Origin of the sequence: Actinacidiphila rubida (assembly GCF_900110255.1) — a bacterium.
GTDB classification, from domain to species: Bacteria; Actinomycetota; Actinomycetes; order Streptomycetales; family Streptomycetaceae; genus Actinacidiphila; species Actinacidiphila rubida.
Map to the genome: position 1 here is coordinate 1 of NZ_FODD01000016.1, position 19,218 is coordinate 19,218.

13 protein-coding genes and 1 pseudogene are annotated in these 19,218 nt (G+C 74.1%); 8 read left to right on the forward strand and 6 right to left on the reverse strand.

What is annotated here, in order from left to right:
* The 5 genes and pseudogenes from BMW99_RS39270 to BMW99_RS17120 form a co-directional block, all read left to right on the forward strand.
* Positions 1–1,780, forward strand: a 1,780-nt coding sequence (locus tag BMW99_RS39270) for an NPCBM/NEW2 domain-containing protein (RefSeq protein WP_177226084.1), incomplete at its 5' end; no start/stop codon positions are given.
* A 271-nt stretch (positions 1,781–2,051) separates the two neighbouring features.
* A pseudogene (locus tag BMW99_RS43095) lies at positions 2,052–2,372 on the forward strand (carotenoid oxygenase family protein); the annotation flags it as partial.
* A 260-nt stretch (positions 2,373–2,632) separates the two neighbouring features.
* On the forward strand, positions 2,633–2,740 hold the full coding sequence (locus BMW99_RS40100; RefSeq protein WP_245791516.1) for a carotenoid oxygenase family protein: 108 nt from the start codon (positions 2,633–2,635) through the stop codon (positions 2,738–2,740).
* A gap of 428 nt (positions 2,741–3,168) precedes the next feature.
* Positions 3,169–5,853 carry an ATP-dependent Clp protease ATP-binding subunit gene (locus BMW99_RS17115; protein WP_079176087.1) on the forward strand — a complete coding sequence of 895 codons (2,685 nt, stop codon included), beginning with the start codon at positions 3,169–3,171 and terminating at the stop codon, positions 5,851–5,853.
* Positions 5,850–7,076 carry an MFS transporter gene (locus BMW99_RS17120; RefSeq protein WP_407640300.1) on the forward strand — a complete coding sequence of 409 codons (1,227 nt, stop codon included), beginning with the start codon at positions 5,850–5,852 and terminating at the stop codon, positions 7,074–7,076. The genes BMW99_RS17115 and BMW99_RS17120 overlap by 4 nt, the downstream gene beginning before the upstream one ends.
* 67 nt (positions 7,077–7,143) lie before the next feature.
* On the opposite strand, the gene BMW99_RS17125 is transcribed toward BMW99_RS17120, so the two are convergent.
* The gene (locus tag BMW99_RS17125) at positions 7,144–9,399 is read right to left on the reverse strand and encodes an ATP-binding SpoIIE family protein phosphatase (RefSeq protein WP_075017074.1); all 2,256 of its coding nucleotides are present in this window, start codon (positions 9,397–9,399) and stop codon (positions 7,144–7,146) included.
* Positions 9,400–9,577: 178 nt separating this feature from the next.
* Here BMW99_RS17125 and BMW99_RS17130 point away from each other — a divergent pair, with 178 nt between their 5' ends.
* The gene (locus BMW99_RS17130; RefSeq protein WP_069466667.1) at positions 9,578–10,195 is read left to right on the forward strand and encodes a VOC family protein; all 618 of its coding nucleotides are present in this window, start codon (positions 9,578–9,580) and stop codon (positions 10,193–10,195) included.
* A complete protein-coding gene (locus tag BMW99_RS17135) occupies positions 10,192–11,220 on the forward strand; it encodes an alcohol dehydrogenase catalytic domain-containing protein (protein ID WP_069466668.1) in 1,029 nt (342 codons plus the stop codon). The genes BMW99_RS17130 and BMW99_RS17135 overlap by 4 nt, the downstream gene beginning before the upstream one ends.
* 116 nt (positions 11,221–11,336) lie before the next feature.
* Here BMW99_RS17135 and BMW99_RS17140 read toward each other — a convergent pair whose 3' ends face one another.
* From BMW99_RS17140 to BMW99_RS17150, 3 genes are all read right to left on the reverse strand, one after another.
* Positions 11,337–12,356, reverse strand: a complete 1,020-nt coding sequence (locus BMW99_RS17140) for a cytochrome d ubiquinol oxidase subunit II (protein WP_075017075.1) — start codon at positions 12,354–12,356, stop codon at positions 11,337–11,339.
* Positions 12,353–13,807 (reverse strand): cytochrome ubiquinol oxidase subunit I, encoded by a 1,455-nt coding sequence (locus BMW99_RS17145; RefSeq protein WP_245791499.1) that lies wholly within the window; start codon positions 13,805–13,807, stop codon positions 12,353–12,355. The genes BMW99_RS17140 and BMW99_RS17145 overlap by 4 nt, the downstream gene beginning before the upstream one ends.
* A gap of 288 nt (positions 13,808–14,095) precedes the next feature.
* A complete protein-coding gene (locus BMW99_RS17150; RefSeq protein ID WP_075017124.1) occupies positions 14,096–17,248 on the reverse strand; it encodes a discoidin domain-containing protein in 3,153 nt (1,050 codons plus the stop codon).
* Positions 17,249–17,517: 269 nt separating this feature from the next.
* Between BMW99_RS17150 and BMW99_RS41345 the strand changes: the two genes are divergently transcribed.
* The gene (locus BMW99_RS41345) at positions 17,518–17,775 is read left to right on the forward strand and encodes an SRPBCC family protein (protein WP_322900204.1); all 258 of its coding nucleotides are present in this window, start codon (positions 17,518–17,520) and stop codon (positions 17,773–17,775) included.
* A 105-nt stretch (positions 17,776–17,880) separates the two neighbouring features.
* On the opposite strand, the gene BMW99_RS17160 is transcribed toward BMW99_RS41345, so the two are convergent.
* Both BMW99_RS17160 and BMW99_RS17165 read right to left on the reverse strand, forming a co-directional pair.
* On the reverse strand, positions 17,881–18,471 hold the full coding sequence (locus BMW99_RS17160; RefSeq protein ID WP_075017077.1) for a DinB family protein: 591 nt from the start codon (positions 18,469–18,471) through the stop codon (positions 17,881–17,883).
* A gap of 41 nt (positions 18,472–18,512) precedes the next feature.
* Positions 18,513–18,884: a DUF6234 family protein gene (locus BMW99_RS17165; RefSeq protein WP_143080541.1), complete on the reverse strand. Its 372-nt coding sequence runs from the start codon at positions 18,882–18,884 to the stop codon at positions 18,513–18,515.
* Positions 18,885–19,218 lie beyond the last annotated feature (334 nt).

Here is a 19,218-nt window from a genome sequence, read left to right on the forward strand (position 1 = left end):
CACCTGGGCCACCGCCCAGGTCACCCAGTTCGCCCAGCCCGGCTGGACGTTCGTCGACTCCGCCTCCGGCTACCTCGGCGGCACCGAGTCCAACGGCAGCTACGTGACGCTGAAGTCGCCGAACGCCTCCGACTACTCCACCGTGCTGGAGACCACCACCGCCACCGCCGCGCAGACCGTTCACCTCCAGGTGAAGGGCGGCCTGTCCACCGGCACGGTCCACGTCTGGTCGACCGACGTCGACAGCCCCAGCGCGGCGACGTCGTTCGTGCGCGGCCAGGACATCACCCCGGCCTCCGACGGTAGTTACTCCCTGACGCTGCAGCCCGGCCAGGTCTACACCGTCACCACGACCACCGGGCAGGGCAAGGGCACCGCCACGCCGCCCGCCGCACACGCCCTCGCGCTCCCGTACCGCGACACGTTCGAGGGCGACGCCGCCGGTACCGAGGCCCGCTACCTGTCCGACATGCAGGGCGCGTTCGAGGCGCAGCCCTGCGCCGCGGGCCGCCGTGGGACGTGCCTGCAGCAGATGGCGCCGGTCAAGCCGATCGAATGGCAGGACGACTCCGACCTGTTCACCCTCGTCGGCGACACGACCTGGAGCGACTACACTCTGCAGACCGACGCCGAACTGGCCAAGCCGGGAACGCTGGAGCTGATCGGCCGCGCCGGCACCCAGAACCGCCCGCAGTCCCACCAGCAGGGCTATTTCTTCCAGATCAGCGACACCGGCGTGTGGAGCATCCTCAAGAGCGACGCCGACGGCAAGCGCACCCCGCTGATCAGATCCGCCACCGCCCCCCTGGGCACCGGCACCTGGCACACCCTCGCGCTGTCCTTCGACGGGCCGTCGATCACCGCCTCGGTGGACGGGAAGAGGCTCGGCACCGTCAACGACGCCAGTTACGGCTCGGGCCAGGGCGGACTGGGCCTGACGTCGTACGACACCGACCAGTTCGACAACCTGTCCTTCACCCCGGTCCGGCACGCCCAACCCGCCGCCGCCCTGACGGTGACGCCGTCACCGTCCTCCGTCCAGCGCGGCAAGCCGCTCACCGTCACCACCACCGTGTCGGTCCCGAAGCAGGCCGCGCCCGCGGAGGGCGTGAACATGACGCTCAGTGCGCCGAGCGGGTTCGTCTACGACGCGATGCCGCAGGTGTTCGGCTCGGTGCAGCCCGGGCACAGCGCCACGGCGGTGTGGCAGCTGACCGCGCCGACCGGCGCGGCCTCGAAGCCGACGCTCACCGCCACCGCCACGTTCGCCCAGCAGGGCGTGGCCCAGGTGCTGCGGCAGGACACGCAGGTCCAGGTGACCAACCCGCCGCCGCCGTCCGGCGTGAACGACGTCAGCGACCTGGACTTCGTCACGTCCACCAACGGCTGGGGCCCGGTCGAGCGCGACCAGTCCGTGGGCGGCACCAACGCCGGCGACGGGACGCCGCTGACGATCGGCGGCACCGTCTACCCGAAGGGCCTGGGCACCAACGCCGTCAGTGACGTCACGATCTACCTGGGCGGCAACTGCTCCCGGTTCACCGCCACGGTCGGCAACGACGACGACGCCGGCGGCAACGGGTCGATGACGTTCAGCGTGCTCGGCGACGGCAAGAGCCTCGCCGCCACCGGCACCGTCCGGGGCCACGATCCGGCCCAGCAGATCAGCGCCGACCTCAGCGGCGTGCAGACGCTCGACCTCGTGGTGGGCGACGCCGGGGACGGCAACGCCTACGACCACGGGGACTGGGCGCAGCCCAAGCTGACCTGCGCGGGCTGACCGTCCGCCGGTCCGGCCGCGCGTCCGTGCGACCCGTCCGCCCTGTGCTCCCGTCCGCCCGGCATCCGGCCGGGCGGACGGGAGCACAGGGACGGCCGCGTACTCCACTTTTCCGCCGCACCGGCCGGAACCTTCCCGCCCCCAGGGCGGGGTCCTGGCCGCAGTGACCCCGGCGGCCCCCGCGCGGGAAGGTCGCGACGGCACCGCGGAGCGCGGTGCGACGGCGACTGGAACGGGGTGCGAAGCGATGGGCGGGTTCACACGGCGGAACATGCTGCGGGGGAGTGCGGGGGTCGCGGCCGGCGGGCTGGCCGCCGTGCACGGGGTCCTGGGGCCGGGCGCCGGCACGGCCGCCGCGGCGGGCGGAGAAGGGCGGCCCGGCTCCCGCGCCAGGGACCGGTACCCGTTCCTGGAGGGCGTGTTCGCGCCGGTCGGCGAGGAGGTGACGGCGTACGACCTGCCGGTCACCGGCCGCATCCCGCGCGAGCTGGACGGCCGTTACCTGCGGACGGGCCCCCACGTCCTCGGCCTGGAGGACCCGCGGGCGCACCACTGGATGCTCGGCGAGGGCATGGTGCACGGCGTGCGGCTGCGCGACGGCCGCGCCGAGTGGTACCGCAACCGCTGGATCAGGTCGGCGGGCGTCGCCGCCCGGCTCGGCGAGCCCTACCCCTGTGGTCGACCGCGCCGGGAAGGTCGCCCGGACCACGCGCATCCCGGTGGCGGACAGCCCGATGATGCACGACTTCGCGCTCACCGAGCGGTACGTCGTCGTCTTCGACACCCCGGTCGTGTTCGACGCGGCCGCCACCCGGGCCGGCGCACGACCCCGGCCGGGGCGCAGCGGACCTGGTGATCCTGTCCGCCCAGGACTTCACCGCCGAGCCGCTGGCGCGGGCGCACCTCCCGGTCCGCGTCCCGCTCGGCCTGCACGGATCCTGGGTGCCCACGCAGGAGTGACGGGGTTCCGGGCCGACCGCGCCCTCCGCCGGCGGACGCCCCGCGCGTACGCCTCCGGAGAGCGCGGTCAGGATCCCGCCGAGGTGGTGCGATTCCTGATCCACGCCATCCTGGAAGGGACCCGGGCCGGAGCCGATCCGGCCGCACGGAGTGCCCGCGCACGCCGCCGCCTCCGCCGCACGCTCCGTCACTCGGGGTGACGCGGCGCGTTTCCCGCCGGCGCGGATCCGGACCGCCGGGTGTCGCGGGGAGGCCGCGAGCAGGGTCATGCCGGACGGTCGCGGCACCTCGGGGCGAATCCGCATAATCCCGGCGGTGACGGGCACCCGCAGCGAGGTACGCGGCTCGTGCCGGTGAACAGGCGGGAGCCGGCCGCCGACCCGGGAAGCGGCCAGGGGAGCGGCGCAGACGAAGGGACGGACAGGACGATGACCAACGGCTTCACCGGCCCGGAGGACGACCCCTTCGGCGACTTCTTCGCCCGCTTCTTCGGCGGCCAGCGCCCCGGCCCCCGCCAGGTCGACATCGGGCGGCTGCTCAGCCAGCCCGCCCGGGACCTCGTGCAGGGCGCGGCCCAGTACGCCAGCGACCACGGAAGCCGGGACCTGGACACCGAGCACCTGCTGCGCGCGGCGCTCGCCCTGGAGCCGACCCGCAGCCTGCTGAGCCGGGCAGGCGCGGACCCGGACTCCCTCGCCTCCCAGATCGACGCGCGCTCGGGTCCCCTGCGGCCCGTGCCGGGCGACGGCCAGGGGCCGCCGGCCGCGCTGTCGCTGACGCCCGCGGTGAAGCGGGCGCTGCTGGACGCGCACGAGGTGGCACGGGCCGGCGGCGCCGGGTACATCGGGCCCGAGCACGTGCTCACCGCCTTGGCGGCCAACCCCGACTCCGCTGCCGGGCACATCCTGAACGCGGCCCGCTTCGAGGCCTCGCGCCTCCCCGCCGAGAGCGGCGACGCCGCCGCGCCTCCGGGCGCGGAACGGGAGCGGCCCAGCACCACGCCCACGCTCGACGGCTACGGGCGCGACCTGACCGACCTCGCGGCCAAGGGCCGCATCGACCCGGTGATCGGGCGCGACCAGGAGATCGAGCAGACCATCGAGGTGCTGTCGCGGCGCGGCAAGAACAACCCCGTGCTCATCGGCGACGCGGGCGTCGGCAAGACGGCCGTCGTCGAGGGCCTGGCGCAGCACATCGCGGACGGCGACGTGCCCGACGTGCTGATCGGCCGCCGCGTCGTCGCCCTGGACCTGTCCTCCGTCGTCGCCGGCACCCGCTACCGCGGGGACTTCGAGGAGCGGCTCAACACCATCGTCGGCGAGATCCGCGCGCACTCCGACGAACTGATCATCTTCATCGACGAGTTGCACACCGTGGTCGGCGCAGGCGGGGGCGGCGAGGGCGGATCCATGGACGCCGGCAACATCCTCAAGCCGCCGCTGGCCCGCGGGGAACTGCACATCGTCGGGGCGACGACGCTGGAGGAGTACCGGCGCATCGAGAAGGACGCGGCACTGGCCCGCCGGTTCCAGCCGATCCTCGTGCCGGAGCCGACCGTCGCCGACACGCTGGAGATCCTGCGCGGCCTGCGCGACCGCTACGAGGCGCACCACCAGGTCCGCTACACCGACGAGGCGCTGACCGCGGCCGTCGAGCTGTCCGACCGCTATCTCACCGACCGGCGGCTGCCGGACAAGGCGATCGACCTCATCGACCAGGCCGGCGCCCGGGTCAAGCTGCGCTCGCGGACACGGGGCACCGACGTGCGGGCGCTGGAACGCGAGGCCGAACGGCTCACACGCGACAAGGACCAGGCCGTCGCCGACGAGCAGTACGAGGAGGCCACGCGGCTGCGCGACCGCATCGCCGACGTGAAGCAGCGGATGGCCGAGGTCGGCGGGGACGACCAGGCCGACGAGGGCCAGCACCTGGAGGTCACCGCCGAGGCCATCGCCGAGGTGGTGTCGCGGCAGACCGGCATCCCCGTCAGCAGCCTGACGCAGGAGGAGAAGGAGCGGCTGCTGGGCCTGGAACAGCGCCTGCACGAGCGGGTCATCGGCCAGGAGGAGGCCGTCACCGTCGTCTCCGACGCCGTGCTGCGCTCCCGGGCCGGACTGGCCAGCCCCGCCCGGCCGATCGGCAGCTTCCTGTTCCTCGGCCCGACCGGCGTCGGCAAGACCGAACTGGCGCGCGCCCTCGCCGAGGCGCTGTTCGGCAGCGAGGACCGCATGGTCCGGCTGGACATGAGCGAGTACCAGGAGCGGCACACCGTCAGCCGGCTGGTGGGCGCACCGCCCGGATACGTCGGCCACGAGGAGGCCGGGCAGCTCACCGAGGTGGTGCGCCGCCACCCGTACTCGCTGCTGCTGCTCGACGAGGTGGAGAAGGCCCACCCCGACGTCTTCAACATCCTGCTGCAGGTCCTCGACGACGGGCGGCTGACCGACTCCCAGGGACGCACGGTGGACTTCACCAACACCGTCATCGTGATGACCAGCAACCTCGGTTCCGAGGCCATCACCCGCCGCGGCGCCGGCATCGGCTTCGGCGGCGGGGGTGCCGACGCGGACGAGGAGGCGCGCCGCGAGCAGATCCTGCGGCCGCTGCGCGAGCACTTCAGGCCCGAGTTCCTCAACCGCATCGACGAGATCGTCGTCTTCCGCCAGCTCACCGCCGAGCAACTGCGGGAGATCACCGACCTGCTGCTGGAGAGCACCCGGCGGCTGATGCACGCGCAGGGCGTCACGGCGGAGTTCACCGCCGAGGCCGTGGACTGGCTCGCCCAGCGCGGCTACCAGCCTGAGTACGGGGCGCGCCCGCTGCGCCGCACCATCCAGCGCGAGGTCGACAACCAGCTGTCCCGGCAGCTGCTGGACGGCCGCATCCGCGAGGGGAGCACGGTGACGGTCGACGTCGCCGACGACGCCCTCCGGTTCCGCACCCACGACGAGAGCGGCGAGGCGGGAGGGGCGGGCCGGACCCGGGAGGGCGGCACCGAAACGGCCGGCGAAGCGACGGGCGGCGCGTCGGGCGAGGAGGCGCGTGACGAGAGCCGGGACGGGAACCGCGACGAGCAGCCGTCCTCGCCGGCCGCGGCCCCCGACGACACGTGACGTCCCCCGCCGTCTCCCCGGCCCACCGCCGGGACGACCCGGCGCGGCGTGCCGCGCACCCCTGGTACGCCCTGGTGGCGCTGGTGTTCGCCGTGGTGATGGCCGGGACGACGCTCCCGACCCCGCTGTACGACCTGTACCGCCACGACATCGGCTTCTCCGAGTTCGTCGTGACGGTGGTGTACGCCGTCTACGCCTGCGGGGTGATCGCCGCGCTGCTCGTCGCCGGCTCGTTCTCCGACGTGCTCGGCCGGCGGCCCGTCCTCATGGCCGGCCTGGGCTTCGCCGCGGTCAGCGCGGTGTGCTTCGTCGCCGCGCACGATCTGCCGCTGCTGTTCGTCGGCCGCGTGTTCTCCGGGTTCTCCGCCGGGCTGTTCAGCGGCGCCGCCACCGCGGCGATCACCGAACTGGCGCCACCCGGGCGCCAGGCGCGCGCCGCGCTGACCGCGACCGCCGCCAACATGGGCGGCCTGGGCTGCGGGCCGGTCATCGCGGGGCTGCTCGGCGCCTATGCCGCCTACCCGCTGCGGCTGCCGTACCTGGTCCATCTGGCGCTGCTCGCCGCGTCGTTCGCGGTGATCTGGCGGGCGCCGGAGACCGTCGCCCACGACGGGCCGAGACCCCGGCTGCGGCCGCAGGGCATGGTCGTGCCCGCCGGGGTGCGGGGAGTGTTCACGCCCGCCGCCATCGCGGTGTTCGCGGGGTTCTCCGTGCTCGGCCTGTTCACGGCGGTGGCGCCCGCCTTCCTGGCCAGATACCTGGGCGTGGACAACATCGCGGCCGCCGCCGCGGTCGTGATGTCCGCGTTCCTCGCGTCGCTCGGCGGGCAGGTCCTGATGGGCCGGTTCGGCGTGGCGCGCTCACTGGTCCTCGGCTGCCTCGTCCTCGTCGGGGGACTCGCGCTCATCGGCGCCTCCCTGCTGTCGGAGGAACTCGGGCTGCTGGTCGCGGGCGCCGTCGTCAGCGGCGTCGGCCAGGGGCTGTCGTTCCGCAGCAGCGTGGCCACCGTCAGCCGGGTCGCGCCCGCGGAGCAGCGCGGGGCGACGCTGTCGGCGCTGTTCGTCGCGGGCTACGTCGGCCTGTCCATTCCGGTCGTCGGCATCGGCGCGCTGTCCGTGGGGGTGGGCCTGCGCAGCGCGGGCGTGGTCTTCGTGGCGTGCGTCATCGCGCTGGTGGCCGCGGTCTCGTCGTACCTGCTGCGCCGGCCGCTGCGGGTCCCGTGACCCCAGCGGGCTCCTGCGGTCATGCGCGCGCCGGTGGCCGTCGGGTCCCGTCGCCGGCGCCGGGACGTCACGCGGGCAGGTCCTGCTCCACCCAGATCGTCTTGCCGTCCTCGCCGTACCGCGTGCCCCAGCGGCTGGCCAGCGCCGCGGCGATGAGCAGGCCCCGGCCGTTCTCGTCCTGCGAGCGGGCGTGCCGCAGGTGCGGGGAGGTGCTGGAGTCGTCGGAGACCTCGACGGTGAGCCGGTCGTCGCGGATGAGCCGCACCCGCGGTTTCCCCCGGGCGTGGCTCAGCACGTTGGTCACCAGTTCGCTGACCACCACTTCGGTGGCGAACACCTGGTCGTCCAGGTGCCATGCCTCCAACTGCTCGCGGGCCCGCGTCCGGCAGTCCGCGACGGCTGTCGGCTCGCGCGGCGCCGTCCACGACACGTGGCTGCCCGCGGCCAGCCGCCGCACCACCGCCGTCAGGACCGCGCCGCCCCCGTGGCGCCGCCCGTGATCGCCCATCAGCGCGTACACGACGTTGTCGCAGGCGGCCTGCGCGTCACCGGACGACACCTCGGCCGCGCGCTGCAGCAGCCCGAACGCGTCGTCGCCGTGCGCCGGCCGCAGCAGGGACGGCGAGTAGAACGTCAGGAGCGTGCCCGGATCCAGCCGCGTGCGGGCCGTGTCGTAGCTGGAGTGGTGACCGAGAGCCGGACCGGCCGGCAGGTCGAGGGGTGCGGTCGTGCCGTCGCGCGCGGTCACCAGGGGCGCCGGCCAGTCGGCGGAGGCCGCCTGGCACTCCCCGGAGATCGCGTCGTACACGGCGTACAGGCAGCGGGTGCCGTCGCCGTCCGGGCCGTCGTCCACCGCGTGCGGGTCGTCCCAGCCCATCCCGTGCGTGAAGTCGTCCATGTGCGCCAGGAGTTCGTCGGGCGCGAGGTCCATCCTGGCGAGCGTCGCGAAAGCGGTGCGGAAGCGTCCCATGTCCACCGAGGCCCGCAGACCCTGCCGCGGGATGTGGCCCATCGCCAGGCCCGCCCGGGCACCGGACAGCGTGATGACGTCGAGCCAGTGCGTGCGCCGGCCGCCCGGCGACCAGAAGTGCGCCGTGCCGACCCCCGGCACCTCCGGGAGGTCGCGCGGCAGCAGGCTGCGCTGCAGCGTCGTCGCGGTGGTCAGCTCGCGCACGTACCGGCGGGCGTTCTCGATGTGCACCGCGGCCCGCGCGGCGATCTGCTCGGCCAGACCCACGTCGCGGCCGTCGAACGCCGTGCCCGTTCGCCGCCCCGACCGGTACAGGGCCACCAGGCCGAGGACCCGTCCCTGCTGCACGAGCGGCGCCAGGATCATCGAGTGCACGCCCGACGCGCGCAGGATGCCGGCGCGCTCCGCGTCGTGCATGTGCCAGTCCGCGGGGCTGCCCCGCGGATCGACCAGTCGCGGCTTCATGTCGGCCAGTGCCTGTGTGTACGGGGTGGGGAACACGAACTGGCTGGGTTCGCCGACCGCGTACAGGCTGGTGAACTCGATCTCGGAGGCGAACGCCGCCCGGCGCAGCGCGGTCGTGCTGCTCATCGGGGGCAGCGGTGCCTCCTCACCGTGGAACACCGCCTCCACCAGGTCCACGGACACCACGTCCGCGAACTCCCGCGTGGCGACGGCCGCCAGCTCCTGCGCGGTCTGCATCATGCTCAGCGAGGACCCCACCCTCTCGTGGGCGGCGCCGAGCAGCCGCTCCGCCGCGCGCGCCCGCACGCTCTCCGTCACGTCGTGGATGATCGCCGCGGCACCGATGACCGAGGGGCCCTCGCGGACCGGCAGCGCCAGCACCGAGTAGACCCGCCGCCCCTTGTGGACGTCCCGCGCGACCACGGGATCAGGGCCCGCCGCCCGTTCCGGCGCCATGGCCGCGACGAGCAGCGGGCTGAGCGGCAGGAGCGCGTCCAGGTCGGTGGCCGTCCGGTCGAGGACGTCCTCGGCCCGCGCGTCGCGGATCGCGAGCGCGGCCGGGTTGCTGCGCAGCACCCGCAGTTCCGTGTCGTACAACTCCAGGCCCGCCACCGCGTTCTCGAACGTCGACGGGACGTACGCGCTCTGCACGCGGGCCGCCCGCGGGCTGGCCGCGGAGTCCAGCGCCGAGATCACCGTGTCCCCGTCGCTGCGCCAGGCGTCGAACTGCACCACGGGCGAACCGCCGGTCTCGCTCGCCTCCACAATGCGCCGGAGTGCCTCCAGGGCGTTCTCCCCGACGACCCCGCCGTCCAGGGCCCCCACCGCGCCGCGGACAGCCGTCACGAGGCCGGCCGCGTCGAAGCTGAAGGAACTGCCGTGGGCCACCGGGGACCTCCTCGCTGCTTCCTGCCGCGCCCCACCATTGTCCGACGTCCCCGCGGGGCCCGCACCTTCCCGTCATGGGCGCCCCGCGCGCCCCGGGGGCGCCGCGGCCGTCCACATGCAGCCCGCCGGGACCCGTGCCTACGCTGGAAAGCGGTCCCATCGCAGGGAGGACGCACCCATGGACATGAAACTGGAACTCGCCGTCGTGCCGGTGTCCGACGTCGACCGGGCCAAGGACTTCTACTCGGGACTCGGCTGGCGGCTGGACGCGGACGTCGCGCCCGCCGACGGCTTCCGCGTGGTGCAGATGACGCCGCCGGGCTCGCCCGCGTCCGTCATCTTCGGCAGCGCCGTCACGGAGCAGCCGCCGGGCTCGGCCCGCGGCCTGCACCTGGTCGTCGACGACATCGACAAGGCCCACGACGAGCTGGACCGCAACGGCGCCCGTCCCAGCGACGTCTTCCACGACGCCGGCGGCGTCTTCCACCACGCGGGGAAGGACGACCGCGTGGCCGGGCCGGCCGCCGACCACGGCAGCTACGGCTCGTTCCTGTCGTTCAGCGACCCCGACGGCAACGGCTGGATCCTGCAGGAGATCACCGACCGCCTCCCGGGGCGGATGGACCCCTCGACCACCGCCTTCGCCTCCGTGGAGGACCTGTCCGACGCCATGCGGCGCGCCGCCGCGGCGCACGGCGAGCACGAGAAGCGCACCGGCACCGAGGACGCCAACTGGCCTGACTGGTACGCCCGTTACATGGTCAGTGAGCAGGCAGGAACGGAGCCGCCGATATGAGCGGGACGACGTACCAGGCCTGGACGGTCACCGGGCAGCGCCAGTTCACCCATGTCGAGCGCGAGCGCGAGGACCCCGAGCGCGGGCACGTGCGCCTGAGGGTGCGCGCCTGCGGGGTCTGCCACAGCGACGCGCTGGCGGTCGAAGGGGTGATGCGGGCCGATCCGTCGAAGCCCGTCGTCCCCGGGCACGAGATCGCCGGCGTCATCGAGGCGGTCGGCCCCGGCGTCGCCCCGGAGTGGAAGGTCGGCGACTACGTGGGCGTCGGCTATCTCGGCGGGCAGGACAACACGTGCGAGGCGTGCCGCCGCGGCGACTTCGTCAACTGCACGGGCCAGCCGACCACCGGCGCCGACGTCGACGGCGGGTACGCCGAGGTCGCCTACGCACGCGAGACCGCCCTGGTGCGGCTGCCGGCCGACCTGGAGGCGCAGGCCGGCGCGCCCCTGCTGTGCGCGGGACTGACCGTCTACAACGCGTTGCTGTCGGCGGACGCCAGGCCGGGTTCGCTCGTCGCCATCCAGGGCATCGGCGGACTCGGGCATCTCGGCCTGCAGTACGCGCGGGCGCTCGGCCACCGGGTGGTGGCGATCGCCCGCGGCACGGGAAAGGCCGAACTCGCCCGCGGGCTGGGGGCGCACGACTACGTCGACAGCGCCGCGACCGACCCCGGCGCCGCGCTGAAGGAACTCGGTGGCGCCGCCGTCATCGTGGCCACGGCCGCGTCCGGCGCCTCCATGTCACCGCTGGTCGCGGGACTCGGCAGGCGCGGCCAACTCGTGGTCGTCGGAGCCGCTTTCGACCCGCTGCAGATCACCACGAGCGACCTGATCTTCGGCTCCCACGTCGTGCGCGGCAACCTCACCGGCAGCTCGATCGAGAACGAGGACAACGTCGTGTTCGCCGTCTCGAACGACGTGCGCTGCTCCAACGAGTACTTCCCGCTGGAGGAGACGCCGAAGGCGTACGAGCGGATGATGTCCGGCGAGGCGCGGTTCCGCGTGGTGCTCACCATGGGTGAGTGACGCGGCTCGTGCCTGAGGTGTGCCGGAGTACGTGCGGACGGTGAGGCGTCCCGCGGTACGTGTGGAGGGCCGCGCGCCTCGGCTGACGTGCCGTCAGCCGAGGCGCGCGGCCGGCGTCATTCGGCGGCGGTGTCGGACGGCGTGCCCAGGCGGCCGCGCCCGGCCAGCCGGAACAGCACCACCAGCGACGGCAGGATCAGCACGCCCGCGGCGATGGCCACGCCGACCAGCACCCACAGCGTCGCGCGCGGCGCCGCCCCCTGGTCGAGCGTGAGATGGGTGCCCAGCAGATACGGGTACTGGGCGACACCCCAGCCCAGCACGACCAGGGCCACCGCCGCCGCGGCCGTCTCGCGCAGCCCGATCCGGATGCCCTGGTAGCGGAGCAGCAGCACGATGCTCACGATGCCGCCGACGGCCGCGAGGATCACCAGGGGCAGCGCGCGGTGGCTGAGCTCGTGGAAGAGGCGGTGCGCGTCGCTGTGGAGGATGAAGATGCCCGCGATGCTGACCGCGCCGGTGACCACCGCGGCGCCCAGCGCGCGGTCGCGGAAGTAGCGCTCCAGCACGGCGTCCCCGTCGCGCGCAGCCATGACGCACAGGTAGACCGCGGCGAGATAGGCGCACACCAGGACGGCGAGCACCCCCCCGAGCGCGGACGTCGGATTGAGCCAGCTCGTCGCCGGGTCTCCGTACCCGCTCGTCGGCACCCGGCCCGAGGCGATTCCGCCCACGATCGAGCCGAAGCAGTACGGGGCCAGGATCGACGACAGCGCGAACGCGGCCCCGAACAGGCGCTGTTCGGAGGTGCGGATCGACGCGTGGCGGAACGCGAACCCGGCGCCGCGCAGCACGATGCCCAGCGCCGCGATGCCCAGCGGGAAGTAGAGGGTGGTGGTGATCGCCGCGAACGCCCGGGGGAACCCGGTCCACAGCATCACCAGGCAGTAGATGAGCCAGGTGTGGTTGGCCTCCCACACCGGGCTCAGCGAGACGTCGACCAGGTGCCGCGGGGCCCGGCCCCGTTCCGCTCCGCCGGCGGTCAGGTCCCAGAAGCCCGCGCCGAAGTCGGCGCCGCCCAGCAGCGCGTAGGCGACGACCCCGATGAACAGGAAGACGGCGATCAGGTCGGTCACGGGGTGCCCGCTCCTTCGGCCGCCCCGGGGAGCCCGCTTCTCGGCCCGTACGGGACGTCCACGTTCTCGTCGCCGCCCTCGGCCTGCCAGCGGCGTTTCATCGACAGCAGGACGGACACCGCCGTGACGCCGACCGCGACGTAGATGGCCAGGACCGCGGCGAACAGGGCCCACAGATTGCCGTGCGTGGCCACCGCGTCCCGCGTCAGCAGGTTGTTGACCACGATCCACGGCTGGCGGCCGACCTCGGTGGTGATCCACCCCGCCTCCAGGCACGCGACGGCCGCCGGACCGCCGAGTACCGAGGCCCGCAGGAACCACCGCTGCCGGGCGATCGGGTGCCGCCGCCACAGCAGCCAGGCGCACCACACCGCGAGCAGCAGCAGCGCGAAGGACAGCCCCACCATGACGTCGAAGGCCAGGTGCACGGTGCTGACCTCCCGGTCGGTGGGCCGGTACTGCGGGGGGATCGCCTCCAGGCCCTTGATCCGGGTGTTGACGCTGAAGCCGGCCAGCAGCGACGCGCCGTCGGGGATGCGCAGGCCGTAGCGGACCTTCCCGTCGATCAGCACGCCCCCGAGCGTCTCGGGCACGTGGGTGCCGGTGCTCGGCAGGAGCTCGATCGCCGAGAACTTCGCGGACTCCGAGTCGAAAACGTAGCGGGCGATGGTGTCGCCCATGATGATCTGCAGCGGGGTGGCCGCCGCGGCGACGACGAAACCGGTGAGGAAGCCCGTCCGGTGGTAGCGCGAGACGCGCCCGCGGAGCATGCCGACCGCGTAGACGCTGGCGACCATGAACCCGGCCACGATGTAAGCGGCCAGCAGCATGTGGAACAGCTCGTACCAGAAGGCGCCGTTGAAGAAGACCTTTCCCGGACTGACGCTGGTCACCTGCCCGTTGTGCACGGTGAAACCGGCCGGCTGGTTCATCCAGCTGTTGGAGGCGATCACCGCGGCGGCCCCGCCGATGCTCGACAGGGAGACGACGACGCCGGTCCAGAAGTGCGGCCAGGGCCGCAGCCGCTTCCACCCGTAGATGTAGATCGACACGAAGATCGCCTCGGTGAAGAAGAACAGCCCCTCGATGGCGAAGGGGAACCCCACCGCGGCCCCGTAGCGGCCCATCAGACCGGGCCAGAGGATGCCGAGTTCGAACGACAGCACGGTGCCGGTGATGGCGCCGACCGCGAACAGCACCGCGGCGACCTTCGACCAGCGCCGGGCCAGCAGCATCGCGTCGGCGTCGCCCTTGCGCAGCCCCCGGTAGTGCGCCACGAGCATCAACGTCGTCAGCGCCACGCCGAACGGCACCAGGATGATGTGGAAACCCAGCGTGAAGGCCATCTGCTGGCGCGCGGGCAGCAGTTGGGACGGGTCGCCGGTCGCGGCCAGGCCGTGCGCCACCGTGCCCGCCAGGCTGTGGGCCGTCGCGCCGGCCAGGGGTGTCACCGCGGGCACCGGCCGTCGGCGACGCCGGTGCCCCGGGAGCCCGCGGCCGACCGTCCTCCGGATCCGATCATGCGCGGCACCACCCCAGCCTGTCTCAGTGTGACGTTTTCACCACACTAAGTCACCGGCATGAGTGGCCCCGGCATTGCCCGGGGGAGTCGTGGCGCCGATTCGCACGGGCGAGCCACGGCCCGCTCCGGGGAGTGGACCGGAGACCGGCCCGGCCCCCGGCGGCACGGTACGGCGCGCGACCCGGAACCGGGCCGCGCGCCGTACCCGTCCAGGCGCTCAGCCCGCGGCGGTGACCGCCAGGGACGCCAGCCGCGCCTCGCGCGGCGCTCCCGGGGCGACGGCCAGGGCCACGTAGCGCGCCTGCCCGGTCAGTGCCAGCGACGCCGTGCCGTCACGGCCGCCGGCCAGCGTGCCGGCCTGCGTGTACGTCAGGCCGTCGGCGCTGACCTCGACGCGGGCCGCCGGCGCCCGCTCCACCGTCCAGCGGGCGGTGACCGTGCCGAGCGGCACGACCGCTCCCAGGTCCACGACCATCCGGCCGGCCGGTCCCGGGGTCCACGCGGTGTGCGGGTCGCCGTCGACGGCCGCGGCCGGGGCGGACATGCCGGGCGGCAGCGGCGACGTCGGGAACGTGACACGCCCGAGCGCCAGGTCGTCCAGCGGGTAGGGCGCGGTGCCCGGGAGGGTCACCGTACGGGCGCGTCCCGCACGCAGCGGGACGCGCACCGCGCGGCCGCCCGGCGCCGCGATCTCCACCTGGCAGGTGGGACCGGTGAGCACCACGGTCGCCGCGTCCGACACCTCGGCGGTCAGCCCCTGCGGGACCCGGCCGTCCACGGCCCGCAGCACCGCCCGGGCCGGTGCCACGACGGCGGAGGCCGCGGCCAGCCGCGCCCGGAACACCGTGCCCTGCGCGGTCACCGTCTGGCTGCCCGCGTACAGGGTGACGGCCCCGGTGTCCTGGGGCACCGTCACGTCGGTGGCCACCGACGCGGCCGACAGGTTGAACAGGCTCAGGTGGCCGCCGGCCGTGGACGCCCGCACCGCGTCGTTCCCCGGCTCGGGCGCCGGACGGGAGGCGGCGGCCCGTACCGCCGCCGGGTCGCCGTCCGGCAGGCCCTCGACGAGCAGCGGTTCCGCGGGACCGTCCGACAGCAGCACGGTGTCCCCGTACACCGCGAGGGGGTTGGCGCCGCCCCGTACGACGAGCCCGGCCCGGCCGTCCACACTGATCCAGCCGCCGCGGCTGGACACGTCGGCCGGCGGGTAGGCGATCAGGTCCGTCCACGCCGACCCGTCCGCCGACCCCTGCACGGTGAACGCCTGGCCCGCCGCGGTCTCCCAGCTCAGCGTCACCCGGTCCACCTCGGCGGGCGCGCCCAGGTCCACCTCCAGCCAGCTGTCGGTGCGGGCGCGATCGGCGACCGACACCGCCCAGCGGGTGGCCGCGTCGCCGTCCACCGCGAGCGCGGCGCCCTTGCCGGTGTCGGCGGACGACGCGGTCGCCGTCCCACCCCTCGCCAGGTCGGGACCGGACGCGCCGTCGCGCACCTCGAACGCGTACAGCGAGTAGCCGTACTTGGGGTTGCCGCGCCGGCCCAGCATCCGCAGGTAGCGGTAGGTGCCCTGCGGGAACGTCAGGTCGTCGACCCGCGGACCGGTCGTCGGGTGCCCGCTGTTGCCGGCGTCCGCGGCGGCCACGGAGACCGCCCCCTCGGCGGTGGTGTAGGTGCGGCTGCCGTCCAGCCCGGGAACCCCCGGCATGGTCAGGTTGAACACCCCGACCCGGCCCTCACCCGCGGCCGTTCCCGTCGTCGCGTAGACGACCTCGCCGCCGGGCAGCGTGGTGAAGCCGGCGTACCCCGTGTCGAGGCCCAGCAGCACCGCGCTGGCGTCCAGGCCGTCGCGCACCTCCGTGTACGTCGCCACCGTCCGCGTCGCGACCTTGCCCGTCGTCGCGGGCAGGAACATCGGCGTGTTGCCGCTCAGCGAGAACAGCCAGTCGTCGTGCGCCGGCTGCCAGCAGAACTTCACGAAGCCCGGCTTGGTGACCGTGCCCGCCCACGCCCGCGGCGACTGGTGGGAGACCAGGCCCGGCCCGGTGCCGAAGTCGGTGACCCCCGACGCGCGGCGGAACAGCTCGTCCGCGGTGAGCGCGGTGACGCTCTCGCGCTGCGCGGCCCGCCACTCGTGCAGCAGGTAGCTGATGGCCAGCTCGGCGCGCGCCTCCGGCTCGTACTTCGGCTCGCCCGAGAACTTGGTGATCCGGTCGGCCGGTGCGTAGGCCTGGTACGCCGGCAGGCGCTCCGCCAGCGCGATCTCGGCCCGCGCGGCCGCCTGGTCGCCCAGCACCTGCGCGAGGAACGCCACCGGGATGACGTCACGCCCGTAGAGGTGCTCGCGGTCGTTGACCATCGGCATCAGGGGCTCGCCCGCGTCGCTCATGACCGCCAGCGTGGACGCCCACAGGCGGTCGGCGTTCGGCTGTGCGGAGAGGACCTCGGGCAGCGGGCGGCCCGCGGTCAGGAAATGCGCGGTGTTGCGGCCCGACGTGCGCCACAGCTCGCACTGGTAGTGCGGGCCGAACGAACCGTGGTTCTCCACGATGAACGTGTCGTACAGGTTCTCCGCGGTGTTGGCGCTCACCTTGACGCCGTCCACCACCGCCGGGTTGGCGAGGTCCGCGGCCGGCAGACCGGTCTCGTTGCGGCTCCAGGTGCCGTACCAGGTGGCCCAGTCCCCGTACCGCGCGTCGTCCGGCGCCCAGGCCAGCGCGGGCGCCAGCGACTGCGCGTAGACGCCCATCTCCTCCAGCTTGGTGTCGCCGACGTGGTTGCCGCGCAGGCCGTCCGGCGTCCACGACCCCGACAGCGGGTCGTTCCCCGAGCCCAGCGAGGTCGTGTAGGCGGCCTGTGCGCGCACGATCGTGTCGACGTTCTTCTGCGTCGCGTCGTCCAGCTGATCCCACAGCAGGTGCGCGGCGAGCACGAAGTAGAGCTGGAACGTGGTGTCGAAGAACAGCGTCTTGCCCCACTCGGTGCCGCCGGTCAGCCGGTTGGAGGCGGCGAAGTGCGAGAGGGTGGCCAGGGTCCGGGACCGCAGCGTGTCCTCGTCGATCCCGGCGACGTCGGCGTCGAAGCCGCCGCGGGTCAGCAGCAGGGCGTGCCCGAGGACGACGGCGAAGCCGAAGTCGGTGGCGGTGTAGTGGCCGGCCGCCGCGTTCCACTGCGTCTCCGTCCACCGGGTGTGGCGCAGCAGCACCTGGTGGTACGTGGCGGCGACGGCGTCCGGCGGCGTGCTCGACGGCACGATGCCGAGGGGCGCGGAGCCGCCGGCCGCCGCCGCGGGCGTCGCGGCCCCGAGCGTCGCCGGCGCGGCCGCCAAGGCCGCGGTGATCCCGGCGAGTTGGACGAATCGGCGGCGGCTCATCGGGGCGGTGCGGTGCTGCACGGTGGCTCCAACCTCGGCGCTCGCACGCCGACGCTCATTAGACAACGTTGTCAGATGGCCGTCATTCTTGGCACCCCGCGGGTTCGGCGTCAACCCCTCGGGCCGGGCGGGTTGGGCGGACGGCGCGTCAGGGACGGGGGAGGGGAGGCGGCGCGGGCGCGAGGCCGTGGCCTGGTGACCGGTCGCCGAGGGCGGGGGCGCGGCTCCGTGGCGGGCGTTCACCCGGGCGGACCGACGTCACGATCGAGGTGGTCGAGACCGAGGCGCCGCGACGGATCGTCGAACGCAACGTCAGCGCGGGGGGCCGCAGGGCGGCCCGCGGCACGTACACGCTCGACGTCCTGCCGGACGGGGGCAGCCGGGTGTCCTTCACCTACGCCTGGGAACGCGCCCCGCTCGGGGACCGCCTCCTCGCACCCCTCGTGCGCGCCACGATGCGGCGCGCCAACCGCACGGTGATGCGACGGCTGGCGGCGGAGGTGGCCGCGCAAGCGGTGACGGGCTGAGTCCCCGGCCCGCCCGCCCTCCACCCGCCAGCGCTGTCCGCCCGCTTTCGCCCCGTCCGCCGCCCGCCCGCCTCCGCTCGGTGCCCTCACCCCCGTATGCCTCCGCTACGAGGCGGCGGTGCCGGCCTCCCGGGCGACCCGCTCCAGGGTGTTCCGGTACTCGTCCCACCATGTGGCGTCGCCCTCGGCCACGTTGGCGCCCGCTCGCCGCTGGCCCGTGCCGCCGTCGAGGAGTTCCCGGACGATGTCCGCGTGGCCGGCGTGCCGCTGCGTCTCGGCGATCATGTGGACCAGGGCCCGGCGCAGGGTCAGTTCGGTCCGTGCTCCCCACGGCACGCGGCCGACGGCGTCGAGGGCCAGCGACTCGATCGTCTCGTCGGCGTGGGCGCACACCCGCCGGTAGTCGCCGACGATCCCCTCGCGCGACTCGTCGGCGGTGGCCCACAAGTCGCTGTTGCGTTCCGCCGCCCCCGCGATCCACAGCGGCGGCGCCGCCACCGGCCGGCCGAACGTCTCGCCGAAGTACGCCGCTTCGGCGCCGGTCATGTGCTTGACCAGCCCCAGCAGGTTCGTTCCCGTGGCCGTCATGGGCCGGCGCACTGCGTACTCCGGCAGTCCCTCCAGCTTCCACACCAGCACGTCCCGCGCGTCCTGCAGGTAGAGGCGGAGGTCCCTCTTGGCGTCCGTATCTGTCATCCCGCGATTCTCGCCGTCCCGGAGCAGGGCGACCGGCTATTTCAGTTGGTGAGACCCGTGCAGTACGACGCGTGCAACCCCGCCTGGCACGCCTCCCGTTGGCGCTGCTCGTACTCCCGCGTTCCCACGGTGTGCGTGCCCGCCATGACGGCGGCGACGACGCCGAACACGACGGCCTGGCTCCACGCGAACCGCCGCGCGCGCCGTGCGGCGGCGGCGACCGCGGCCACCGCCGCCAGGCCGGCCACGGCACCCATCGCCGTCACGTACCCGCCGGCACGCGGCCCGACGTGCTGCGGGTCCCAGCTCCCGTAGGTCCCCAGCGACCAGCTGAGGAAGATCACCACGACAGCGGCGAGTTCGGCACCCGCCAGCGCCGCGGCGGCACATCCCCGATCCGTTCTCCCACTCACCGCCCCATCGCATCATCGGCACCCGCCACCCCACATGAGTACGGGTACTCAACCGCCCCGTCGTGTCCGGTGGAACGCGGTCCGGCCGCCGGAGACGCACCCGGGCGTCACTGGCGGCCGACCATCGCCGCCGGGTCGACGACGCGGTCGAACTCGACGGCCCCGCCCCGGTTCGCCCCGCCCCGGTTCGCCCGCCCGGTTCGCCCCCCGGCGGAAGACCGTCGCCGTCCAGCTCCTTGACGTCGCGCGGGGAGGGGCACAGACTGCCGGGGCGCAAATGACAACGATGTCAACCGAGTTACTTTACGCCCACGCGACATTCTCGACAAGGAGC